At 40.2% G+C, this 20,469-nt stretch carries 17 protein-coding genes; 4 read left to right on the top strand and 13 right to left on the bottom strand.

What is annotated here, in order from left to right:
* Positions 1–145: 145 nt before the first annotated feature.
* Entirely contained in the window at positions 146–1,378 is a 1,233-nt protein-coding gene (locus QNH20_RS03480) for a Zn-dependent hydrolase (RefSeq protein WP_283921544.1), read from the bottom strand.
* A gap of 233 nt (positions 1,379–1,611) precedes the next feature.
* Positions 1,612–2,517 carry a LysR family transcriptional regulator gene (locus tag QNH20_RS03475; RefSeq protein ID WP_283923337.1) on the bottom strand — a complete coding sequence of 302 codons (906 nt, stop codon included), beginning with the start codon at positions 2,515–2,517 and terminating at the stop codon, positions 1,612–1,614.
* Between the two features lie 135 nt (positions 2,518–2,652).
* Between QNH20_RS03475 and QNH20_RS03470 the strand changes: the two genes are divergently transcribed.
* The 4 genes from QNH20_RS03470 to QNH20_RS03455 all read left to right on the top strand — a co-directional run bounded on the left by QNH20_RS03470 (position 2,653) and on the right by QNH20_RS03455 (position 5,891).
* Positions 2,653–3,714 carry a YeiH family protein gene (locus tag QNH20_RS03470; protein WP_283921543.1) on the top strand — a complete coding sequence of 354 codons (1,062 nt, stop codon included), beginning with the start codon at positions 2,653–2,655 and terminating at the stop codon, positions 3,712–3,714.
* Positions 3,715–3,877: 163 nt separating this feature from the next.
* A complete protein-coding gene (locus QNH20_RS03465; RefSeq protein ID WP_283921542.1) occupies positions 3,878–4,390 on the top strand; it encodes a COG4315 family predicted lipoprotein in 513 nt (170 codons plus the stop codon).
* A 96-nt stretch (positions 4,391–4,486) separates the two neighbouring features.
* On the top strand, positions 4,487–5,071 hold the full coding sequence (locus QNH20_RS03460; RefSeq protein ID WP_283921541.1) for an RNA polymerase sigma factor: 585 nt from the start codon (positions 4,487–4,489) through the stop codon (positions 5,069–5,071).
* Positions 5,061–5,891: an anti-sigma factor gene (locus QNH20_RS03455; RefSeq protein ID WP_283921540.1), complete on the top strand. Its 831-nt coding sequence runs from the start codon at positions 5,061–5,063 to the stop codon at positions 5,889–5,891. Before QNH20_RS03460 ends, QNH20_RS03455 begins: the two co-directional genes overlap by 11 nt.
* A 70-nt stretch (positions 5,892–5,961) precedes the next feature.
* Here QNH20_RS03455 and mglC read toward each other — a convergent pair whose 3' ends face one another.
* The 11 genes from mglC to QNH20_RS03400 all read right to left on the bottom strand — a co-directional run bounded on the left by mglC (position 5,962) and on the right by QNH20_RS03400 (position 20,336).
* Positions 5,962–6,984 carry a galactose/methyl galactoside ABC transporter permease MglC gene (gene mglC, locus QNH20_RS03450; protein ID WP_283921539.1) on the bottom strand — a complete coding sequence of 341 codons (1,023 nt, stop codon included), beginning with the start codon at positions 6,982–6,984 and terminating at the stop codon, positions 5,962–5,964.
* 12 nt (positions 6,985–6,996) lie between these two features.
* Positions 6,997–8,499 (bottom strand): galactose/methyl galactoside ABC transporter ATP-binding protein MglA, encoded by a 1,503-nt coding sequence (mglA, locus tag QNH20_RS03445; RefSeq protein WP_283921538.1) that lies wholly within the window; start codon positions 8,497–8,499, stop codon positions 6,997–6,999.
* Positions 8,500–8,723: 224 nt separating this feature from the next.
* A complete protein-coding gene (mglB, locus tag QNH20_RS03440; RefSeq protein ID WP_283921537.1) occupies positions 8,724–9,788 on the bottom strand; it encodes a galactose/glucose ABC transporter substrate-binding protein MglB in 1,065 nt (354 codons plus the stop codon).
* A 370-nt stretch (positions 9,789–10,158) separates the two neighbouring features.
* Entirely contained in the window at positions 10,159–11,748 is a 1,590-nt protein-coding gene (locus tag QNH20_RS03435) for a response regulator transcription factor (protein WP_283921536.1), read from the bottom strand.
* Positions 11,723–13,207, bottom strand: coding sequence for a sensor histidine kinase (locus QNH20_RS03430; RefSeq protein WP_283921535.1), 1,485 nt, complete (start codon positions 13,205–13,207; stop codon positions 11,723–11,725). Before QNH20_RS03430 ends, QNH20_RS03435 begins: the two co-directional genes overlap by 26 nt.
* Positions 13,204–14,205 carry a sugar-binding protein gene (locus tag QNH20_RS03425; protein ID WP_283921534.1) on the bottom strand — a complete coding sequence of 334 codons (1,002 nt, stop codon included), beginning with the start codon at positions 14,203–14,205 and terminating at the stop codon, positions 13,204–13,206. Before QNH20_RS03425 ends, QNH20_RS03430 begins: the two co-directional genes overlap by 4 nt.
* Positions 14,206–14,430: 225 nt before the next feature.
* Positions 14,431–15,420, bottom strand: a complete 990-nt coding sequence (locus tag QNH20_RS03420; RefSeq protein ID WP_283921533.1) for a LacI family DNA-binding transcriptional regulator — start codon at positions 15,418–15,420, stop codon at positions 14,431–14,433.
* Between the two features lie 4 nt (positions 15,421–15,424).
* Positions 15,425–16,483 (bottom strand): aldose epimerase family protein, encoded by a 1,059-nt coding sequence (locus tag QNH20_RS03415; RefSeq protein WP_283921532.1) that lies wholly within the window; start codon positions 16,481–16,483, stop codon positions 15,425–15,427.
* A 190-nt stretch (positions 16,484–16,673) separates the two neighbouring features.
* Complete coding sequence (gene galT, locus QNH20_RS03410) at positions 16,674–18,158, bottom strand: UDP-glucose--hexose-1-phosphate uridylyltransferase (protein ID WP_283921531.1); 1,485 nt, start codon at positions 18,156–18,158, stop codon at positions 16,674–16,676.
* Positions 18,159–18,164: 6 nt separating this feature from the next.
* A complete protein-coding gene (gene galE / locus QNH20_RS03405) occupies positions 18,165–19,154 on the bottom strand; it encodes a UDP-glucose 4-epimerase GalE (RefSeq protein ID WP_283921530.1) in 990 nt (329 codons plus the stop codon).
* Complete coding sequence (locus tag QNH20_RS03400) at positions 19,155–20,336, bottom strand: galactokinase (protein ID WP_283921529.1); 1,182 nt, start codon at positions 20,334–20,336, stop codon at positions 19,155–19,157. It abuts the gene before it with no gap.
* Positions 20,337–20,469 lie beyond the last annotated feature (133 nt).

Here is a 20,469-nt window from a genome sequence, read left to right as displayed (position 1 = left end):
AAGGACTTTCACCCAATGATTATGATCTCGAAGAAATTCTTGAAGAAGTATATATTGTAAAAAATAAAAATAAACCAGCGAGGAGCACATGGACGTACTCCTCGCTGGTTCGTTTTAATATATTGACCCATTTTCGAACGTTATTTTATTTTGATAGCAAAGTAAGAACAGTATCTAAAATAACATTTACCCCTTTTTCACAATCTTCCCAGGTCGTAAGTTCTTCTTCGCAATGGCTTTTCCCGTTAATACTAGGGACAAAAAGCATCGCAGTCGGAACATAGCTGGCAATAAATTGCGCGTCATGACCAGCACCGCTGACCATTCTTTTATTAGAATACCCCAGCGATTCAGCAGATTGTTCCAATAGCTTACAGATTTCCGGTTCAAACCATACTGTGTCCCGTTCCCATAATTTTGTCGTTTTGACCTCGCAGCCCTCGTTGACTCCTAAATGAGGAAGGCTATGAATAAAATCTTTAACGGCGTTAACAATTTCCATGTCCTTGTGTCGTGCTTCAAGTGTAAACACAACCTTATTTGGAATAACTGTATGGATGCTCGGATACACGTTCACTCTTCCAATGGTGAAGACCAACTCATTATCCAATGTGCCTAAGTGGCTGCGAATTTCGTTGATTAAGTTATTGGCCGCAAACAAGGCGTCTTTTCTCATATTCATCGGTGTGGTACCGGCGTGATCCGATTCCCCCGTTACTTCAATTTCATAGCAGGCCATTCCTACCACACATTCAACAACACCGATTGAAAACGCCTCCTTTTCTAAAATTGGCCCTTGTTCAATATGCATTTCTAAAAAGGCGGCCGCCTCTTTTAACCGATTCTCAACTTCCCCTTTGTACCCACTGGCTATTAGTGCCTCCTCAAAAGTCACTCCCTCTGAATCTATCTTTTTTAGCATGACAGATTTATCAAATTTACCGGAAAGAACTCCTGATGCCATCATTGAAGGCTCGAATCTAGCACCTTCTTCATTAGTAAAATTCACAATCGTAATAGGAATTCGCGGCTTGATGTTATTTTCTATTATTGTTCTGACTACTTCTAACCCGGTTACGACCCCTAAAACTCCATCAAATCGGCCGCCCTTTTTTACCGAATCCAAATGAGATCCGATTAAAATAGGTGGTTTATTCTCGGTGCCTTCTAGTGTGGCGTACATACAGCCTATATCATCCACCTTAACCAATAAGCCTAATTCTTCACAGCAAGCACGGAAGTAATCCCTTACGCGAATATCTTCCTCTGATAAGGACAAGCGTGTGACCCCATTGTTTTCTGTCCGGCCAAAATCAGCAAATCGTTCCAATTCCTGCTTTAATCTTTCCCCATTGATCATTAGTTTTTGTTTTTGCATGATAAAACACTCCCTCTTAAAAATGAGATTAAGAACATTTTTATGTGAGTTATAAATCTCATGGAGCAGAAAAGCGGAAATTCAGATTACTATAACTGCAACGGTCTTTCATTACGTAAGCCGTCCCATTCCTATGATAATCTTATTGTTTTATTTGAAAAAATATTCAGTTATTTTAATTATACAATACATCCACTTGCTGTCATTACAAAACATAAAATCTTTCCGGCCAATTATTTGATAGTTTGTATAACTTCACTTGCTAAGTACCCTTTTAATGTTTCAATCAATGTCTTCAAAGCTTTTGTTTGATACGAAGTATGAGTTAATATTGAAAAATGTCGTTTAAAAGGCAGCCCCTTCACATCAATCATTCTGATATAGCCATTGACAAGTTCCTTTTCTATCGCCCAGTGGGATAATAGGCTTATCCCAAGACCCGCTTCTACAGATTCCTTAATCAGCTGGATGCTTCCAAATTCCATGATTTTTTTCGGGGTAAAATCATACATTCGAAAAAGATTTTCTGCTGCCTCCCTTGTACCGGAGCCTTCTTCCCTTAGGATCCAAGTTTCTTCCGCTAAATCAGAAATACTTTTTTCCCGTTTCTCGGTCAATAAATGATGACCGGGCGGAGCAACGATAACCATTTTGTCTTCGGACACTACCTCTGAATTTAAGGTATTCTCTTTAAAAAATCCTTCAATGATGCCAATATCTAACTGATGCATTTTTACAAGCTCAATGATTTCCTTTGTATTTTGGATCTTAATTGATGGACTGATGAGAGGGTATTGCACCTGCATTCTGGCAATAATATGCGGCAGGATATATTCTCCAAATGTGTAGCTCGCGCCTATCGCAATCGGCCCGCTCGCCTTATTTGACAGGTCGTCAACTAATGACTGCATTTTTGTATAAAGTGCTAAAATTTCTTTTGCATGATGGTAAACAATCTCTCCGGCCTTATTGAGGCGCACATACTTATTGCTCCTCTCGAGCAGCCTCGTACCTATAGATTCTTCCAGGGTTCTAATATACTGACTGACAGCCGGCTGTGTCATGTGCAGCTCCTCTGCCGCTTTAGAAAAATTCTCTTTTTCCACGACCTTTACAAACACCTCTAAATGTTGATCCATCATTTTGCCCCCATTAATTTCATTAATCTGTTTTATTTATATGAATTTACTTATCATCCCTATTATATATCTTTATTTTTCTTATGCACGAATCAGGAGTATTCTTAGGATAGAAAATAAACTGAGGTGATATAAATGGGGAGTCAGAGTGCTAAAACTCTATCCTTGAACGAGCAGTCCGAACATCAGCAAAAAAAGCCTGAACCAAAGCATTCCGTAGGGTTATGGTTAGGAGGGATTGCTTTTACCGTTGTCATAGCGGCATTCGGTTACGTATTATCAAAAGTCCCTGGATTTGATCATGTTGGACCTCTTGCTTGTGCCATTGTGATTGCAGTCATTTATCGGCAATTTTTCGGTTATCCCGAAAAATTACGCGCGGGGATTCAATTTTCTTCGAAACGTTTATTACGTTTTGCGATTATTTTATACGGTTTAAAACTTAATATTGATATTGTGCTTCATCAAGGACTGGGACTGCTTGCACGTGATGTAGGTGTCATTGCCTTTGCTATATTATTTACCGTATGGCTAGGAAAATTGCTGAAAGCAGAATCAACCCTCACCCTGCTCCTTGGAGTTGGGACAGGAGTTTGCGGGGCAGCAGCAATTGCAGCCGTCTCGCCGATCATTAAAGCAAAGGATGAAGATACCGCTATTGGAGTAGGAATTATTGCGCTGGTAGGGACAATTTTTTCGATTATCTATACAATCCTGCGCCCTTTCCTTCCGCTAACAGAGATTGAATATGGAATCTGGAGCGGGATCAGCCTCCACGAGATTGCCCATGTCGCCTTAGCAGGAGCCCCAGCGGGACCGGATGGTTTAGCAATTGCCTTACTGGCAAAATTAGGCCGGGTGCTTCTGCTTGTACCTTTATGCTTTATTTTAATGTATTGGGTAAAAAGGAAAAGTTCTGGGAGTGCTGGAGATACGAAAATTGAATTTCCATGGTTTCTTATCGGGTTTATTTTAATGAGTTTGTTTGGAAGTTATGTACTCGGCAAATCGATTCCAGTTACGAAAGCAGCTTTAGATGGGATTTCAACTGCGACCACTTTTATTTTGACAACTGCAATGGTTGGTCTCGGTTTGAATGTAAGCCTACGTGATCTCCGTACGAAAGCAGCCCGGCCGCTGATTGCGATGTTGATTACGTCTGTCGTTCTTTCTGTTGTTACATTTTTTATTGCTTAAAAGCATGATTAGTTTAAAAGATTGAGAAATGCAGGTAAAAATTACGATGATTAGCTTCCGTGCCTCTGAAGAGCTTGATACAAATAATTATTTTTTTATCGAACCGTTTTTACTCCTCCTTCGTTACCTTTATTGAAAAGATCAGCTAAGGAGGATTTAAATCATGAAAAAGTGGAATTGGTTATTCTTATTTGTTTTAACAGGAGTGCTGCTTGTTGGCTGCAGTTCTAAAGAAAAAGCAGAAGATACAAAGGCAAATGACCAAACGGAAGAAGTGTCAAAGGAATCAGGAGATGTTCAAACAGAAGAATCCTCTAATGATCCAGTGTCAGCCCTAAAATTAACGGAAAATGAAAAGATTGGAAAGTATCTTGCTGATGCTGACGGTAAGGCACTTTACTACTTCAAAAACGATAAGCCAAATACTTCTAACTGCAGCGGTGAATGTCTGCAAAACTGGCCGGCCTTCTATACAGAAAATTTTGAGGTTCCAGAAGGCTTTAACAAAGAGGACTTCGGTACTATTACCCGCGATGACACGGGTAAACAACAAACAACCTATAAAGGCTACCCGCTGTACTACTTTGTTAAAGATCAAGCAATTGGGGATGTGAACGGACAAGGGGTTAAAGACGTTTGGTTCATCGTTAACAGTGAAACAACTTTTGCACCATAATATGATACGAAAGGACTGCACTTTTGGCAGTTCTTTTTTCTGTTTACTATAGTTTATACTTAAAAAAAACTATTTCATAAGGGAGAGAATTCGGCATTGAAATCGAAAACGGACGAGGAACTGATTGCATTAATTAACCAAAAACATCGACCGGCGCTTGAAGAACTTTATGATCGCTATGTAAAGCTTGTCTACAGCTTCTCCTTTAAATTAACAAAAGGTGATAGAGAGAAAACCAAAGAAATTGTCCAACAAGTTTTTCTCCGACTTTGGACAACAAAAAGGACTTACAACCCACTGCAAGGCAAATTTGCAAACTGGATTCTCACCATTACCCGAAACATCGCCATTGATATAATTCGAAAGGAACAAAAACAGCCGGGGATGGTACAGCTGGAACTTAACGAATGGTGGCAAATGGAGGATCGGGAAACGGAAGATGTACCACAGCAAGTTTCAAGAAATCTATTAAAACAACAAATTCAGGAAGCAAAGCAGCATCTATCTGAACCGCAGCAGCGCCTGATCAATTTATTATACTGGGAGGGATATTCCTTAAGTGAAATTGCTAAACTGGAACAAAAACCGCTTGGTACTATTAAAAGCCGGCTACATCAAACTTTAAAAATACTTCGTAATTATTTCAGTAAAGAAACTGGAGGTGTTCCGCATGGAAAATAAATGCGAAAACCTATCTTTATATATCATTGGCGAGCTATCGGTAGATGAAAGGGTACAATTTGAACAACATCTAATAACATGTAATCATTGCCGTATAGAAGTAAATTCTTTAAAGGAGACATGGCAAATGCTTTCTTATGATGTCGAAGAAATGGATGTTCCAGAATCCTTAAAAGCTGAGGTCATGGACTTTATTTTTCAAGAAAATTCGACAGAATCACTAGTTCAAGCTAAGGAGACTGAAAATAAGGGATCATCACTGACTCAAGCTAAGACAGCTGAAAATCTAGCTACTTTAGAGGTTCAAGAAGGAAAGTTAAAAAAGCGTAGTTATCTTGATGGGTTAATGGCTTTTCTAGGAAAACAATTTTCACCGTTATCTACGGGTATTACAGCCGTTTTAGTATTAGGAGTAATCGGGCTTTTCTGGAGTAACCACCAATTGAAGGAAAACATAGTGGTATTAGAATACAAAGCGAGTTCTCAAACACAAATTGTCCGGACATTTGATTTAAAAGGGTTGAATTTAGCCGCTTCGGCAAGTGGAAGCGCCTACCTTTTAGAGGAAGGCCGTGACACCGTCCTAGTCATTGATTTATCTAAGTTGCCAAGTACGAAAGATGAGGAAGTATATCAAGTATGGCTCTTAAAGAATGGCAATCGGCAAAGTGCCGGCACACTAAAGCCTGATCCAAATGGTAACGGCATAATGACCAGCCGCCTGCCAAAGGACCTCTCCTTTGATGACATTGGAATCACACTCGAACCAACTCCAAACAACACACAGCCCCAGGGGCAAAAAGTTCTGGGTACTTCTTAATCTTTCTAAATAACAGTGTCAGGCATCGTCATTGGACATTGTCCAATGGTGATGCCTGACACCCAGTTACTTATTTTTTCTTAGCGTGTTTGCGCATGTCGAATGCGACGGCGACGATGATGATTAGGCCTTTTACAATGAATTGGATGTACGGGCTTACGCCTAGGAATGCTAGCCCATAGTTGATTACTTGGAATATTAATACCCCTGTGATAACCCCCGGAACAGTTCCAATCCCACCTGATAGGGATACACCACCGACTACGCAGGCTGCAATCGCGTCTAATTCGTACATATTACCTGTGTTGTTCGTTGCACTGCCGACACGTCCCGCCTCTAGAGTGCCCGTTAAGCCGTAAAGAAGACCGGCAATTGTGTAGATGATAATGAGATTTCTAGCGACGTTAACACCAGAAACCTTAGCTGCTTCTGGGTTTCCACCGATTGCATACATGTTTTTACCAAGCTGCGTTTTATTCCAAATGACCCAAATAATGAGAGATACAATAATGGCATAAAGAATAAGATAAGGGAATTCATATGAACCAATTTTGATACCGCGCTGTGCAAAGGTAGTAAATTTTTCACTTAAACCGCCGATTGGCTGTGCACCATATGGCGGACGGTCAAAGTAAATTGAAGTCAGTCCGTAAACACCGATCATCATACCTAATGTCGCAATGAACGGTGGCACGTGAAATTTTGAAACAACCACACCGTTTATTGCTGCGATTAAACCTGTTGCAGCCATTGCTAGTAAAATCGGCACAAAAAGCGGTAATTCAGGCAAGTTCGGATACATTTTATACGCATAATCCCCAGCCTGGAGCATAGATGCTGAAATAACAGCTGAAAGTCCGACCATCCGGCCGGCTGAAAGATCTGTACCTGCTGTAATTAAGATCCCGGCAACCCCAAGTGCAATAATGATTCGGGAGGATGATTGACTTAAAATATTTATTAAGTTCGTCATCGATAAGAAATCAGGAGAAGCAATGACAATCCCGATAACGAGAAGGACTAAAACTACATAAATAACATTATCAACAAGCCATTTTGATACATTCGATTTTTTTGATGCCTGCGTATTCATTTCAATCGCCTCCTAATACAAAGCTGCTAATCGCATAATTTCTTCTTGAGATGTCGTAGACGTATCAACGATTCCAGCTGCTTTTCCATTACTCATCACTAAAATTCTATCTGTAACCCCTAAAAGCTCTGGCATTTCGGAAGATATCATAATAATGCCTTTCCCGTCCGCTGCTAATTGGTTAATAAGTTGATAGATTTCAAACTTTGCTCCAACATCAATTCCCCGTGTTGGTTCATCAAGCAATAAAATATCCGGTTTTGTCAGGAGCCAGCGCCCAATAATAACCTTCTGCTGGTTACCTCCTGAAAGACTTCCAATAGATGTTTTTTGCGTAGGTGTTTTCACCTTCATGGAATCAATCACCCACTGCGTATCTTCCTTGACCTTACTGTCTGATAAGAATGGGCCTTTACGGTATTGAGCCATGTTGGAAATAATCGAGTTGAAACTGATACTTAACTCTGGAAAAATACCGGTTGATCTTCTTTCTTCCGTTACAAGGGCAAAACCGTTTTTGATGGCATGCTGTGGGGAATGATTTTTTACGATCTTGCCATTCAATTCAATCGTTCCAGATTTCAACGCTCTCATCCCAAATATCGATTCCAGCACTTCCGTTCGCTTAGAGCCAACGAGACCGGCGATTCCTAAGATTTCACCCTTCCTCAGCTCGAAGTTCACTTCAGAAAAAGAAGGCTGCGTCTCTGCAGTTAAGTTAGAAACTTTTAGAATCACATCTCCCGGCTTGTTGCTTTTTGTTGGAAAACGCTGTGACAAATCACGGCCAACCATGAGCTTAATGATTTCATCTGTTGTTAATTCCTTCGCACTTTTCGTCGCAATATATTGACCGTCTCGCATAATTGTCACTTCATCGGAAATCTTCAATATTTCCTCCATTTTGTGCGAGATATAGATGATCGCAACGTTTTCACTCTGCAGTTTTCGAATGATGGTAAACAGATGGTTCACTTCATTTTCAGTTAGTGATGAAGTTGGTTCGTCCATTACGATGATTTTTGAACGGTACGAAACCGCTTTTGCTATTTCCACCATCTGCATCTCAGAAACGGATAAGCTGCTAACCTTACTCCGCGGGTCAATATTAATATCAAGCCCCTTGAAAATAGCCTTAGTGTCCTCATACATTTTCTTCTCATCAATGAAGACGCCTTTTTTCGGATACCGGCCCAGCCAAATATTATCCATAACATTGCGCTGCCGTACCTGGTTCAATTCCTGATGCACCATTGAAACGCCATTTTCAAGTGCTTGCTTGGAATTGGCAAAGGAAACTTCCTTTCCTTCAAAAAGAATTTTTCCTTCATCCATCGAATAAATCCCGAATAAGCATTTCATTAACGTGGATTTACCTGCCCCATTTTCACCCATTAAGGCATGCACGGTTCCAGCCTTAACCTTGAGTGAAACATTATCGAGGGCGATCACGCCGGGAAATCGCTTGGTTATATTTTGCATTTCAAGTAAATTGGTTGTACTAGCTACAGACATGAGCGAACCTCCTCGCTTACCATTTAAAAAATATGAGACTTTGAATGCGAGTCTCATATTTATTGAAAAAATTTTCTATATTCTGTCGTTGTCCCGCTTCCAAAAAAGCAATACCCCGAACGAAGGAAAAGCAGGAGCTTTTCCTTCGTTCGGAGAGCGCCTAAGGGCAAACCCTTCGGCTGCCACAGGACCGGCGCTTTCTCTTAATCTAAATCTGCTAAATCTTATTTATACGCATCTTTACCAACTTGGATATTATCTTTTGTTACTTCAACATAAGGTACACGAACGGCTTTCTTATCGTCTAGCTTCCACTCTGTTCCATTTAAGACGTCTTTCCCTTTTGCAGCGTTTGTAGCAAGTTCAACGGTTGCTTTACCTTGGTTTTTCGCATCATTTAAGATGGAACCAATCATTTTGCCTTTTTCAATCATTTCTAGTGCTTCTGGAATCGCGTCCACACCAACTACAGGCATATACTTGTCGCCAGAGAAGTATCCTGCTTTTTCAAGCGATGCAATGGCACCTAGTGCCATACCATCGTTGTTTGCAATAACAAATTCAATTTTGTCGCTGTATTTTGCTAACCAAGCATCCATTTTTTCAGTTGCTTTCGTTGCATCCCACATCGCCGTATCCATTGCTAATTCTTCTACTTGAATTCCTTTTTGTTTCACCGTATCTACTGCAAATTTCGTACGGGCTTCCGCATCTGGGTGTCCTGGCTCCCCTTTTAGTAATACGTACTGGAGTTTACCGTCCTTGTTTTTATCATATTTATCTTTGTTTGCTTCCCATGCTTTTGCGATTAATTCCCCTTGAAGAACGCCTGATTCTGAAGAAGTTGTTCCAACATAGTAAGCTTTATCATAGCCTTTCAAAACGTTAGCATCTGGCTCTTTGTTAAAGAAGATCACTGGGATATTCTTTGGCTTCGCTTTGTCAATAATAGTCTGCGCTGCTTTTGGATCAACAAGGTTAATGGCCAATGATTTTGCCCCTTTGGCAATGAGCGTATCCACTTGCTCAATTTGTTTTGCTTGGTCGTTTTGCGAGTCATTCAACATCAGTTTTACTTTATCTTTTGCTGAATCTTCCATTGCTCGGCGAACGTAAGACATGAAGTTGTCATCAAACTTGTAAATTGTTGCCCCAACAGCAGGAAGATCGCTGCCTTCCTTACCTTTGCCAGAATCAGACCCGCTGGTTGAACTGCTGCATCCTGCCGCCAATAGAATACTAGATGCAACCGTTAAAGATAGAATTAACCCTTTTTTCTTCTTAAGCATGTGATCATTCTCCTTTTACTTTTTGATAAAGAGGCGCTGATAAACTATGCGAATCTGCTTACCTCAGCCTCTTGTGTAAGCCCTTACACATATGTTAGCATCAGGAGAATCGATGCAATAGTTCCAATCAATAGCACATATTTGTGAATATCTAGATTATTTTGCAAACGGTCGCAAACAGAAAAGTGGAAGCGCACGTTTAGCGACGTATGGCAAGGGGCCTACTTCGACTGAGATAAAGGAAACACGAAGAGCGGAAGCGATTCGATGTTGACTTATCGTAGGGAGGAGTGGGTTGTACACTGGAGCTAGACAATTACCGAAGTTCTTTCCATAAAAAAATAAGACCACCTCTGGTTGGTCTTATTTTTTAACTTACCGTTACTTTACGATACTCAGTTGGGGACAAGCCGGTTGCCTTTTTAAATACGCGGCTAAAATAGTTCGGGTCTTTATAGCCTACTGAATAACAAATTTCCTTTAAGCTTTTTCCCTGATTCACTATTTCCGCTTTGGCATGCTTAATTCTTATTTCTGTCAAGTAATCAATAAACGTCAAGCCAAACCGGTCTTTAAATAATTTACTAAAATAAAAGGGACTAAGCTCGACATATTCGGCTACTGATTCTAATGTAATAGATTCAGAAAAATGGATTTCGATATATTCCTTTGCCTTTTGCAGCATTCCTTTAGCATGATTATTCCGCCACAACTGTACATGCTGAACGACCGCAAGCAGATGTGTTTTCCCTTTTTCAAAAATAAGCCAGATATCCTCAGACTCGTCGATTGCCGGAATCCGTTCATAATTGATGCCTAGATCGTGAAGCATCCGGGATAGGAGAATAAACAACTCATCAAATGATTTTTTCACCGATGATGGTTTTATCGTCTTGTTCGATTCGAGCTTTGTGACAAATGAATCAAAAATAAACAAGACTTGATTGACATCTCCTTGCCTTACAGCATCTAACAGCTTTTTCTCTACCTCCATAAAACCTGATTCAGCAGGCACTTCAAAGGCAGTTCCATGCTTGTCGCAGAATAAATATCTCCGATTAGGCATTCTTAAAAGTTGCTCCAATGCCATAACCGCTTCATGATAAGACTTATTCAGTTCATGGGCCTGGCTGTACGGATGACCAATCCCAATCCTTAATTCTCCTCTAAAGCTTTCCTTATTGAAAAAACGAATAAAGCTCTCAAGAATCTGTTGTGCGTTTGTTTTAAAATATGTTTTTTCTGTCACCTTTTTGCAAAGGAATAAAACCGGAACCTGTGTGTCAGTTATCGGCCCAATCATGATTTCATGCTTTTTAACGACGGCTTTTAGGGTATCCTTCAACCAGGTATACAAGTTTTGCTTTTCGCTTGCAGCGAGTTCGGATGGACCAAGCTGTTGTAAAGTAAACAACATAATATACCCCGAAGTAATTTCTACCCCTAACAGCTTGCTCCATTCATCAAAGGTAATATCCTGCACTTGATTCACTAAAAGAGATGAAATCCATTCTTTTTGCGCAATCGAAACGGCACGGTCTAAATTTTCTCTCAGACTTTGCTGTTCTTCTTGATGCTTTCTTTCCTCAAGAATTTCGCTTGAAACTCTCCCCACCGCCTCAAGAATATCTTGTATGCTGCTAGGCTTTAAAAGGTATTCCTTGACCCCCTGCTGCATCACTTCTTTGGCGTATTCGAACGTATTAAAGGCAGAAACCATAATAAAGCGGATGAGGGAATTTAGTTTTTTGATTTCTTTTACCGCTTGGACTCCATCAATGCCCGGCATTTTTATATCCATAAAAATAATATCCGGTCTATGCTCGACAGCCATTTCAATTGCTTTTCTTCCATTTGCGGCTTCACCAATGACCGTTACGTCCAGTAATGAGCTGTTAATAATTTTCGTTAATGCTTTTCTCTCAAGCACTTCATCATCCACAATGAGAATTTTCAACAAGCTTGCTTCCTCCCTTTGCCACATTAGGAATCGTCAATCTAAAATTTGTTCCCTTCGTCAACTCTGATTCTATTTCGAAAATGTCGTTCTGCTGGTAAAAAAGCTGTAACCGTCTAATCACATTTTTCACGCCAATGCCTGTTGAGTGACCTTTTGATTTTTCGGGTTCGTATATTTCCTCCGTTTCAGTCCCATTAACATAGGTGAGCAGTCTGTTTTTGACAGTCTCATCCATCCCATCCCCATTATCAATGACTTCTACATGTATTCGGTCTTGATGCCGATAAATATGGAGGCGGATCACTGCATTGTCTTCATACGATTCAACCCCATGAATAAAGGCGTTTTCAACAAGCGGCTGTAATATTAAACACGGTATTTCAATATCTAAACAACTGTCCTCGATCTCGGTGGAAAATTGAATCCGTTCTCCAAATCTTGTTTGCTGGATAAAAAAATACTCCTTCACAATTCGTACTTCCTCTCTTAACGTAGAGGCTTTATTTAAATCCCCGAGGTTATAACGCAGTATTGCCGCAACCGCTTCAATCAACCGCGATGTATGTTCTGCTTCTTCTAAATATGCCATTTTTGAAACCGTATTCAATGTATTGAACAGAAAATGAGGATTAATTTGATTTTGCAGACTACGCAGCTCCAACTCTTTTAACAGCTTATCTAGTTCCGACTTCTGTTTAATTTCCGTTACAAGCTGTCTGAGATTCGTCCGCATTTGGTTAAATGTTTCCGTTAAAGGCTTTAATTCGTCCTTTGTCGTGATTTTTATATCATCTCCTGTTAGATTCCCTGTTGAAATTTCCTTAGCTGCTTTGGATAATAAACTGATTGGTTTCGTAATCCCGCCGGAAATCCACAACGCTAGTAAGGTGCTAAGAAAAAAAGCCGCTGTAAACAGAGAAATCGACATGAGCTTATAATAATGATTTTGCTGCTCCATTTGATCATAGAACTTTTGATAATCTGTCAATTTATTGTTCAACAGTGCCAGTGTACTTTCTTGAAGGAATGCGGAAATTTTCAAAACTTCATTAAAATGATTCGAGTATTGGTTAATTTCATCCTTCTGAAAAGCACCAACTGTTGCATCACATTCATCTAAAAAGCTATCAATCAAATTTTTATAATTAATAAGTGTAATATCATTCGTATCCATTTCTTGATAAAGTCTTTTTTGATCTTTAATCAGCTTTACCTTTTCTTTTCGATAGTCTTTTAGATAAGATTCTTCCTTATCTAATATATACGCGTGAAGCTTTTCGTTAATTAAATTGATTCTTTGCGAGATATCATTTAACAGCAAAAATCGCTCAAAGCTATCATCATATTCATTCACAAGTTTTTCACTGCTGTTGTAAAAAATCAGCCCGACGGAGGACAACAACACGACAAGGACAATAAAATAGAGGAGTAACTTCGATCGAATTCGGAATATTATCATTGTCTCGCCTCCATTCTATCCGGGTGACTTGGCGGTAAATCTCCTACCTTCAAAATCTTAGTATTCGTGTGAATTATGGAGGGTACTTTTTTTCCTTCAATTATATCAATCATCATGATCACCGCTTCATAGCCCATTTCGTAGGGCTCCTGGACAACGGTGGCGTTGATGATTCCTTTCTGAATATATGTAAGTGTTTCCGGCAATGTATCAAATGCCATGATATAGATTTGGCCGTTATTTTTATATTTCTGGACTACTTGAGCAATCCCAATCCCATCGAGGGCACTTGTCCCATAAAACGCATTAACCTCAGGATGTTCCTGCAATATTTGATATGCCTTTTCAGCTGCTTGAACTCTACTAATATCTGATTCCCATACATCAATGATCTGGATGCCGCTTTCTGCTTTTACCGCATCTTCAAAACCCTTTACCCGTTGGATTTGATGGTTCTTGTAAAGACTTCCAGTAATAATAGCGACATTTGCCTTTCCCTTTGTATCAGCAATTAACGCTTTTCCCGCTAAATACCCGGAATAATAATTATCGGTTCCGATATAGGCCATCCGTTTACTATTGGAAGCATCGGTATCGACAGTGATGACAGGAATCCCCTTCTCAATAACCCGATTTATTAATGGTGTAAATTGCTCGTCACTCAAGCCTTGTGTCATGATTCCGTCCACTTTAGAGGCCGCTGACATTTCAATCGCTTTTAAATGATCATCAATATTGGATTGCTTCGGCCCCACATACTCAAGCATAACCCCATAATCCTTAGCAGCCGCCTTAGCCCCTTTCTCCACAAGACGCCAATATTCATTATCAAGCTCTTCAGGAACAAGAACAAAATGATAGTTGTACTTTACCTGCGCTTTTTTTTCGCTAGGCAAATCATGGGTCACTACCTTGACACCATAAAAAATAGAAAATGAGCAACTCACGATAAAAAATAATGTACCAAACGTATACGCCATAACAGATAACCTGCCCATAAAGTATCCCCAATCCCTTAGCCCACTGTTTTTGAAACCGCTACCAAATCTGATAAAAACATTATACGGAACATCCAAAAATTCGACAACTTCCTTTTGATGAAAATAGTGAAAATGGTGTCAGGCACCGTAAAAAGACAGTGTCCACCTTAGGCGGACAACAGGCGAACCCTTGGTGTGTACACGCCTGCATAAAACCCACCAACTTTGTTGGTGGGTTTTATGTTAGAAACTGCTGTTTCTTAGGATGAGTTTGGTTCCGATGAAGATTTTTTTTGCAGTTTTTCTGCCTTCGATTCGTTCCAATAGTGTATCAACGGCGGTTTCACCCATAAGTTCGGTATATACCTTGACCGTGCTTAAGGATGGAAACACATATTTTGAAATACTGATGTCGTTCACCCCTATGATGTTCACACGCTCTGGAACTGAGATTCCTTCCTCCAATAGGGCCCTAAGAGCACCAACGGCAATAGAATCATTCCCAGCAAAAAATGCGGTAGGCAGGTTGTCACCGTGTTCATGAATAGCCTTTTTCATCAAAGAATGGCCATCATCCACGGAAAAAGTGCCACTGTACATAAACGCTTCGTTTAATAAACCTTTTTCTTCTAAATAGCTCTTGAACACCAGTTCCCTTTGGTCTTCAATAATTGAGGTTTTGTCTTTAAAGCCTTCTCTGCCGCCGATATAGCCAATTTCCTCATGACCCTTTTTAATGAAATGCTGCAGCACCTTTTCGGTTGCCTTTTCAAAGTCAATCACAACCGAATCAAATCGTTCTTCGTCCGGAGAGTAGTCAACAAAAACAATATTTTTGGTAATTGAAAGCAGCTCTTTTACTTGCTTACTGCTGAACTTTCCGATTGCGATGAGCCCTTGAATCTCATTTTCCTTTAACTCATCAAAGTTGTCCTGAAAGTACTTTACAATATTTACTCCAAGATGCCGGCAGCGATTTTCTACACCAAGCCGGATCGACATGTAGTATAAGTCCTCAAGTTCTTCTTTTTCGGTATACCACTGCAGCAGGGCAATTTTCACTGACTCTTGTTTTCTCACTGGTTTCTTTTTATAAGACAGCTCTTCTGCGGCCTCAAAAATTCTTTTTTTCGTCTCATCACCGACAGAAAGCGTCGTGTCATAATTTAACACGCGGGATACAGTCGCAATCGAAACACCCGCTAATTGTGCAATATCCTTAATCGTAGCCATGAAATCAGTCTCCTAATGTGTTAGCAAAGAAACGATACTTCGTTGTGGAATAGTATACTTCCTCTGAATCTAAAATGATAGTCGGAAACTCTGGATGATGAATGGCATCAGGAAAACCTTGCGTTTCAAGGCAAACCCCCAAATAATTTCTTGCAGGGACGCCCGAAATTGAAAAAGGTCCTTCTAATTGATTCGATGTATAAAGGACCACACACGGCTGATCCGTCGTAACCAATAACGTTCGACCACTTTCTTCATCACTTAATACAATCTGATTTTCGCCTTCTTTCATAAAAATAAGCGGATGATCATAACCGTTTCCAACTAGCACATTTTGCGGATGCGCCGAATTCATCCCTGCCTGTAACCTGCGGCCGTGCTGAAAGTCAAATGGGGTATTCCTGGAACCCAGCATTTGACCAGTTGGAATAAGATCAGGACCCAACTCTAAAAAGCGATCACTCTTTAGCTGCAGAATATGTTCAGAACAATCCCTTTTTAAATTGCCGCTCAGATTAAAATAGGAATGATTGGTTAAATTGACTACTGTTTTTTTATCTGTTTTCCCTTCAAAGGTAATAATCAGTTCATTTTTATTGTTTAAAAGATACGTAACGTTCGTGTCCAAATTACCAGGGTATCCTTCTTCACCATTTGGACTGTGATAAAAAAACTTCACACCTACAGCTTGCTCTTCCTCTACTTTTTCCGCTTCCCAAACCACTGAACTAAATCCTTTTCTACCGCCATGTAAGTGGTTTGGATGCTCATTGTCTGCGAGCAGGTATTCTTTTCCGTCCAATTCAAACCTGGCATCTTTGATTCTTCCCGCCACCCGGCCTACTACCGCTCCAAAGTAAGGCGAGAATTCGAGATAGTCCTTAAACTCGTCAAAACCAAGTACAACATTTTCAAAGTTTCCGTGGCAGTCAGGGACGATAATCTTCGTAATGACACAACCGTAATTAAGAAAAGATACGGTCATTCCTGAATCGTTGATTAGGGAATATTCGATAACAGGCGAATTTTCATGACTTCCAACTAATCTATCAATTATTTTCATCGTCTCACACTCCATATTTTAGGGGGCTTTATGAGCATTACAACAATTATTTGGACCTCTAACTACACATTTCAGCCTCATTACGACAAATTTCTGCTCACTTACTACATATTCCGTAAACCTTACTACAAATCTCTTACAGCATACTACATCTCATGGATATCATTGGAAATAGGTACCCTCGAATTTATCATAAAGTTTGAATAAACCGCTTGAACCCAGTAGTCCCTGCTTCATCCCGTTTAAACACACCGGCATCCTCTAATACCCTCAAAAACTTCTTCCCTACTTCATCTCTAACAATTGACTCCACATTAGATTTGTCAACAACAGCCCGATAGCGTGCTTTTAATTCTTCTGCCCAGTTCAAGTGATAGTCAGCGATCATCTCTGTTTTCCCAAGGATGAAATCCTCCACCTCTTCAAGCTCTCGCTTAAGTCGTGCCGGTAAAACAGCAAGCCCCATCACCTCAATCAGGCCAATGTTTTCCTTTTTAATATGATGAACATCCGCATGTGGATGGAAGATCCCAAGTGGATGCTCGTCGCTCGTGCGGTTGTTACGAAGAACCAAGTCTAATTCGAAAAATCCCCCAATTTTACGGGCAATCGGTGTAATCGTGTTATGCGGGGTCTCACCTGTCTTAGCCAAAATGCCAACCGTTTCATCGCTGTAATTTTTCCAATTAGCTAAAATATAAGTCCCGGCTTCCACAAGTGGGCCAACTTCTTCTGAGCGCAGGCGAATCACTGACATTGGCCATTTGACAACTGAACATTCGACATTAGGGAATCCACTCATTGTAAATGTCCAGTCATCCTCCGCCTTCGCCATCGCAAATTGATAATTCCCGCCTTGGTAATGTTCATGTGATAAAATCGAGCCTCCCACAATCGGAATATCGGCATTTGAACCAAGAAAATAATGCGGAAATTTCTCTACGAAGGATAGAATCCTGGCAAACGTTGCTGGGCTGATTTTCATATCCGTATGTTTTTCCGACAATACGATACAATGCTCGTTATAGTAGACATATGGAGAAAATTGCAAAAACCAATTCTCATCCAACAAATTCACTCGGATCATCCGATGATTCGAGCGGGCAGGATGCCCGATTCTACCCGCATACCCCTCATTTTCAATACATAGGAGGCATTTCGGATAGTCCGTTTTTTGGGCGGCAAGCTCAAGCTCGATACTCTTCGGATCTTTTTCCGGCTTCGATAAATTAATCGTAATGTCCAAATCGCCGTATTCCGTGGCGACCTTGTATTCAATATTTTGACGGATTCGCTTCATCTGGATGTAGTTACTATTTTTACTTAACTCATAAAAGTACTGAGTAGCCTCTTGTGAATTCTGTTTATATTTTTCATAAAAATACTGATTCACACTGGAAGGTCTGGCAATCAAACAATTCATGATTTTACTTGAAAAAATTTCTTTCTCATCAAATAGGTCTTCAATTATTCCTTGCTCGCAAGCATAGTCAACAATTTGTTCTAGCAACTCAGGGATTTCGAGGGAAGTGTTTTCAGTCTTACCTTCTTCTTTATAATCATTTAAATGAAGCAGCGACAGAACTTGATTCCTTGCATATATTTCGTCATCCCATTCGATTAATTGGGCAGTAAGTGCTTGTTTTATTAGTTGTTGAACTAATTGGTTAATCATTCATTTTCACCTCTGATATCCATTTGGATGATGCTGATGCCAGTTCCAAGCATCGGTGATGATTTGCTCAATCGACGTTCTTGTTGGGTTCCAGCCAAGTAAACGCTTTGCTTTTTCCGACGAGGCAATGAGCGTACTTGGATCACCAGCACGACGTTCTCCAATTTGAATGGGGATATCAATACCTGTTACCTTTTTAGCCGTCTCGACAATTTCCTTTACTGAGAATCCCTGGCTGCTGCCGAGATTGAAACAATGGCTTTCCCCGCCATTTTGTAAGAACTTTAGGGCTAATATGTGAGACGTAATCAAGTCCTCGACATGGATATAATCACGAACACAAGTACCGTCAGTGGTATCATAATTATCGCCAAATATCATCACTACTGGTCTTTTTCCTAATGCCGCTTCCAAGACAACGGGAATTAAGTGTGTTTCCGGATTATGGTCTTCGCCAATCTCCCCGCCCTGTCTGGCACCAGCAACATTAAAATAGCGAAGGGCAACGTATTTAATTCCGTACGCCTTTTCACACCAAGCCATCATTTTTTCCATAGTTAATTTTGTTTCACCATACGTATTTGTTGGCTTTTTTTCCGCCTCTTCAGTAATCGGTACAACCTTTTGCTCTCCATACACAGCCGCTGTCGAAGAGAACACAATATGCTTAACATCAAATTCCTTCATCATTTCGAGGACAATTTGCGTGCCGTACACATTATTATCATAGTATTTTAACGGCTCAAGAACCGATTCACCAACGAGTGAGTTAGCAGCAAAATGCAAGATTGCTTCAATCTGTTCTTTTTCAAATACTGACCGCATAAATTCACGGCTGCGAATATCACCTTCATAAAAGGCAGCCTGTGGATGTACGGCATCACGGTGCCCTGTTTGCAAATTATCGATGACTGCAACCTGAAACCCTTGATCAATTAATTGATAAACAGCGTGCGATCCGATATAACCCGCACCGCCTAAAACAAGAATACTCATTTACACTTCCGCCTCCACTTTGATTTCCTTTGCTCCGTCCCCAATGCTGGCAACATAAAAATCAGCCTCGTAGCCAATATTATCTAGATAGGAAGCACCAACATTAGCAATAAAATTTTCAACTTCTTCATTAGTAACAATGGCGATGGCACAGCCTCCAAATCCTGCTCCTGTCATACGGGCACCTATTACTCCAGGCTGGTTCCATGCAGCTTCTACTAAACGATCAAGTTCTATTCCGGTAACTTCATAATCATCACGTAAGGATATATGCGATTGATTCATCAGTTGACCAAATGCCTCTAGATTTCCAGCCTTCAGTTCCTTTAGTGCCTTCAATGTTCTTACATTTTCATAGACGGCATGCTTCGCCCGTTTGCGGACCGTTTCATTTGTTATTACATGTTGATTTTCATCAAATTCGGCTTCTGAAAGCTGTCCAAGCGCTTCAATTGGCAGCCTTTGCTGAAGTTCGGCCAGTGCCTCCTCACATTCGCTTCTGCGCTCATTGTATTTTGAATCCGCCAATTCACGGCGCTTGTTTGTATTCATAATGATAATTTTGTGATTTTCCAGCTGAATCGGTGCGTATTCATATTTTAAAGTCTGGCAATCTAGTAATATACCTGCATCTTTCATTCCCATCCCAATTGCAAATTGATCCATAATGCCGCTGTTGACACCGATAAATTCATTTTCAACCTTTTTACCAAGCTTTATGAGGTCAAGACGAGGAATCTTTAATTCAAACAACCCATCAACAAGGACTCCTATTAATAGTTCAATCGAAGCAGAAGAAGAAAGACCTGCACCGTTAGGGATATTTCCATGAATGACGCACTCAAAGCCCGTTGGAATTTCATATCCTACTTCGAGAATATATCGAATCATCCCTTTCGGATAATTTGCCCAATTGTGCTCTTTATCGTAATCTAGCTGATTTAAATCAAATTCAATAATCCCAGTGTTAGGGAAGTTAACAGAGTACAAGCGGACGAGCTGATCATCACGTTTCCTCGTAACCGCATATGTTCCATATGTAATCGCACATGGAAACACATGCCCTCCATTATAATCAGTATGTTCGCCGATTAAATTAATCCGGCCTGGAGCAAAGAAGGCTTGTTCTGGTGTAGTACCAAATTTTTCTTTAAATGCTGTAACTAGCTCTTTAACGTTCATTTTATTATCCCTCCAGTGAATGTAATCCTTTTCATTTTGATAAAAAGTAAATAACTATCTTCAGCATAATTTTACTCCTTCCAGTAAAACTATTCAATATTTTTACTAAAAATTTTACTAAAAAAGAATGGAG

It is taken from the genome of Neobacillus sp. WH10 (genome assembly GCF_030123405.1).
In the GTDB taxonomy this organism is placed as follows: Bacteria; Bacillota; Bacilli; order Bacillales; family Cytobacillaceae; genus Neobacillus.
Note: the sequence above shows the minus strand (reverse complement) of the source record. Positions and strands in the feature narration are given on the sequence as shown.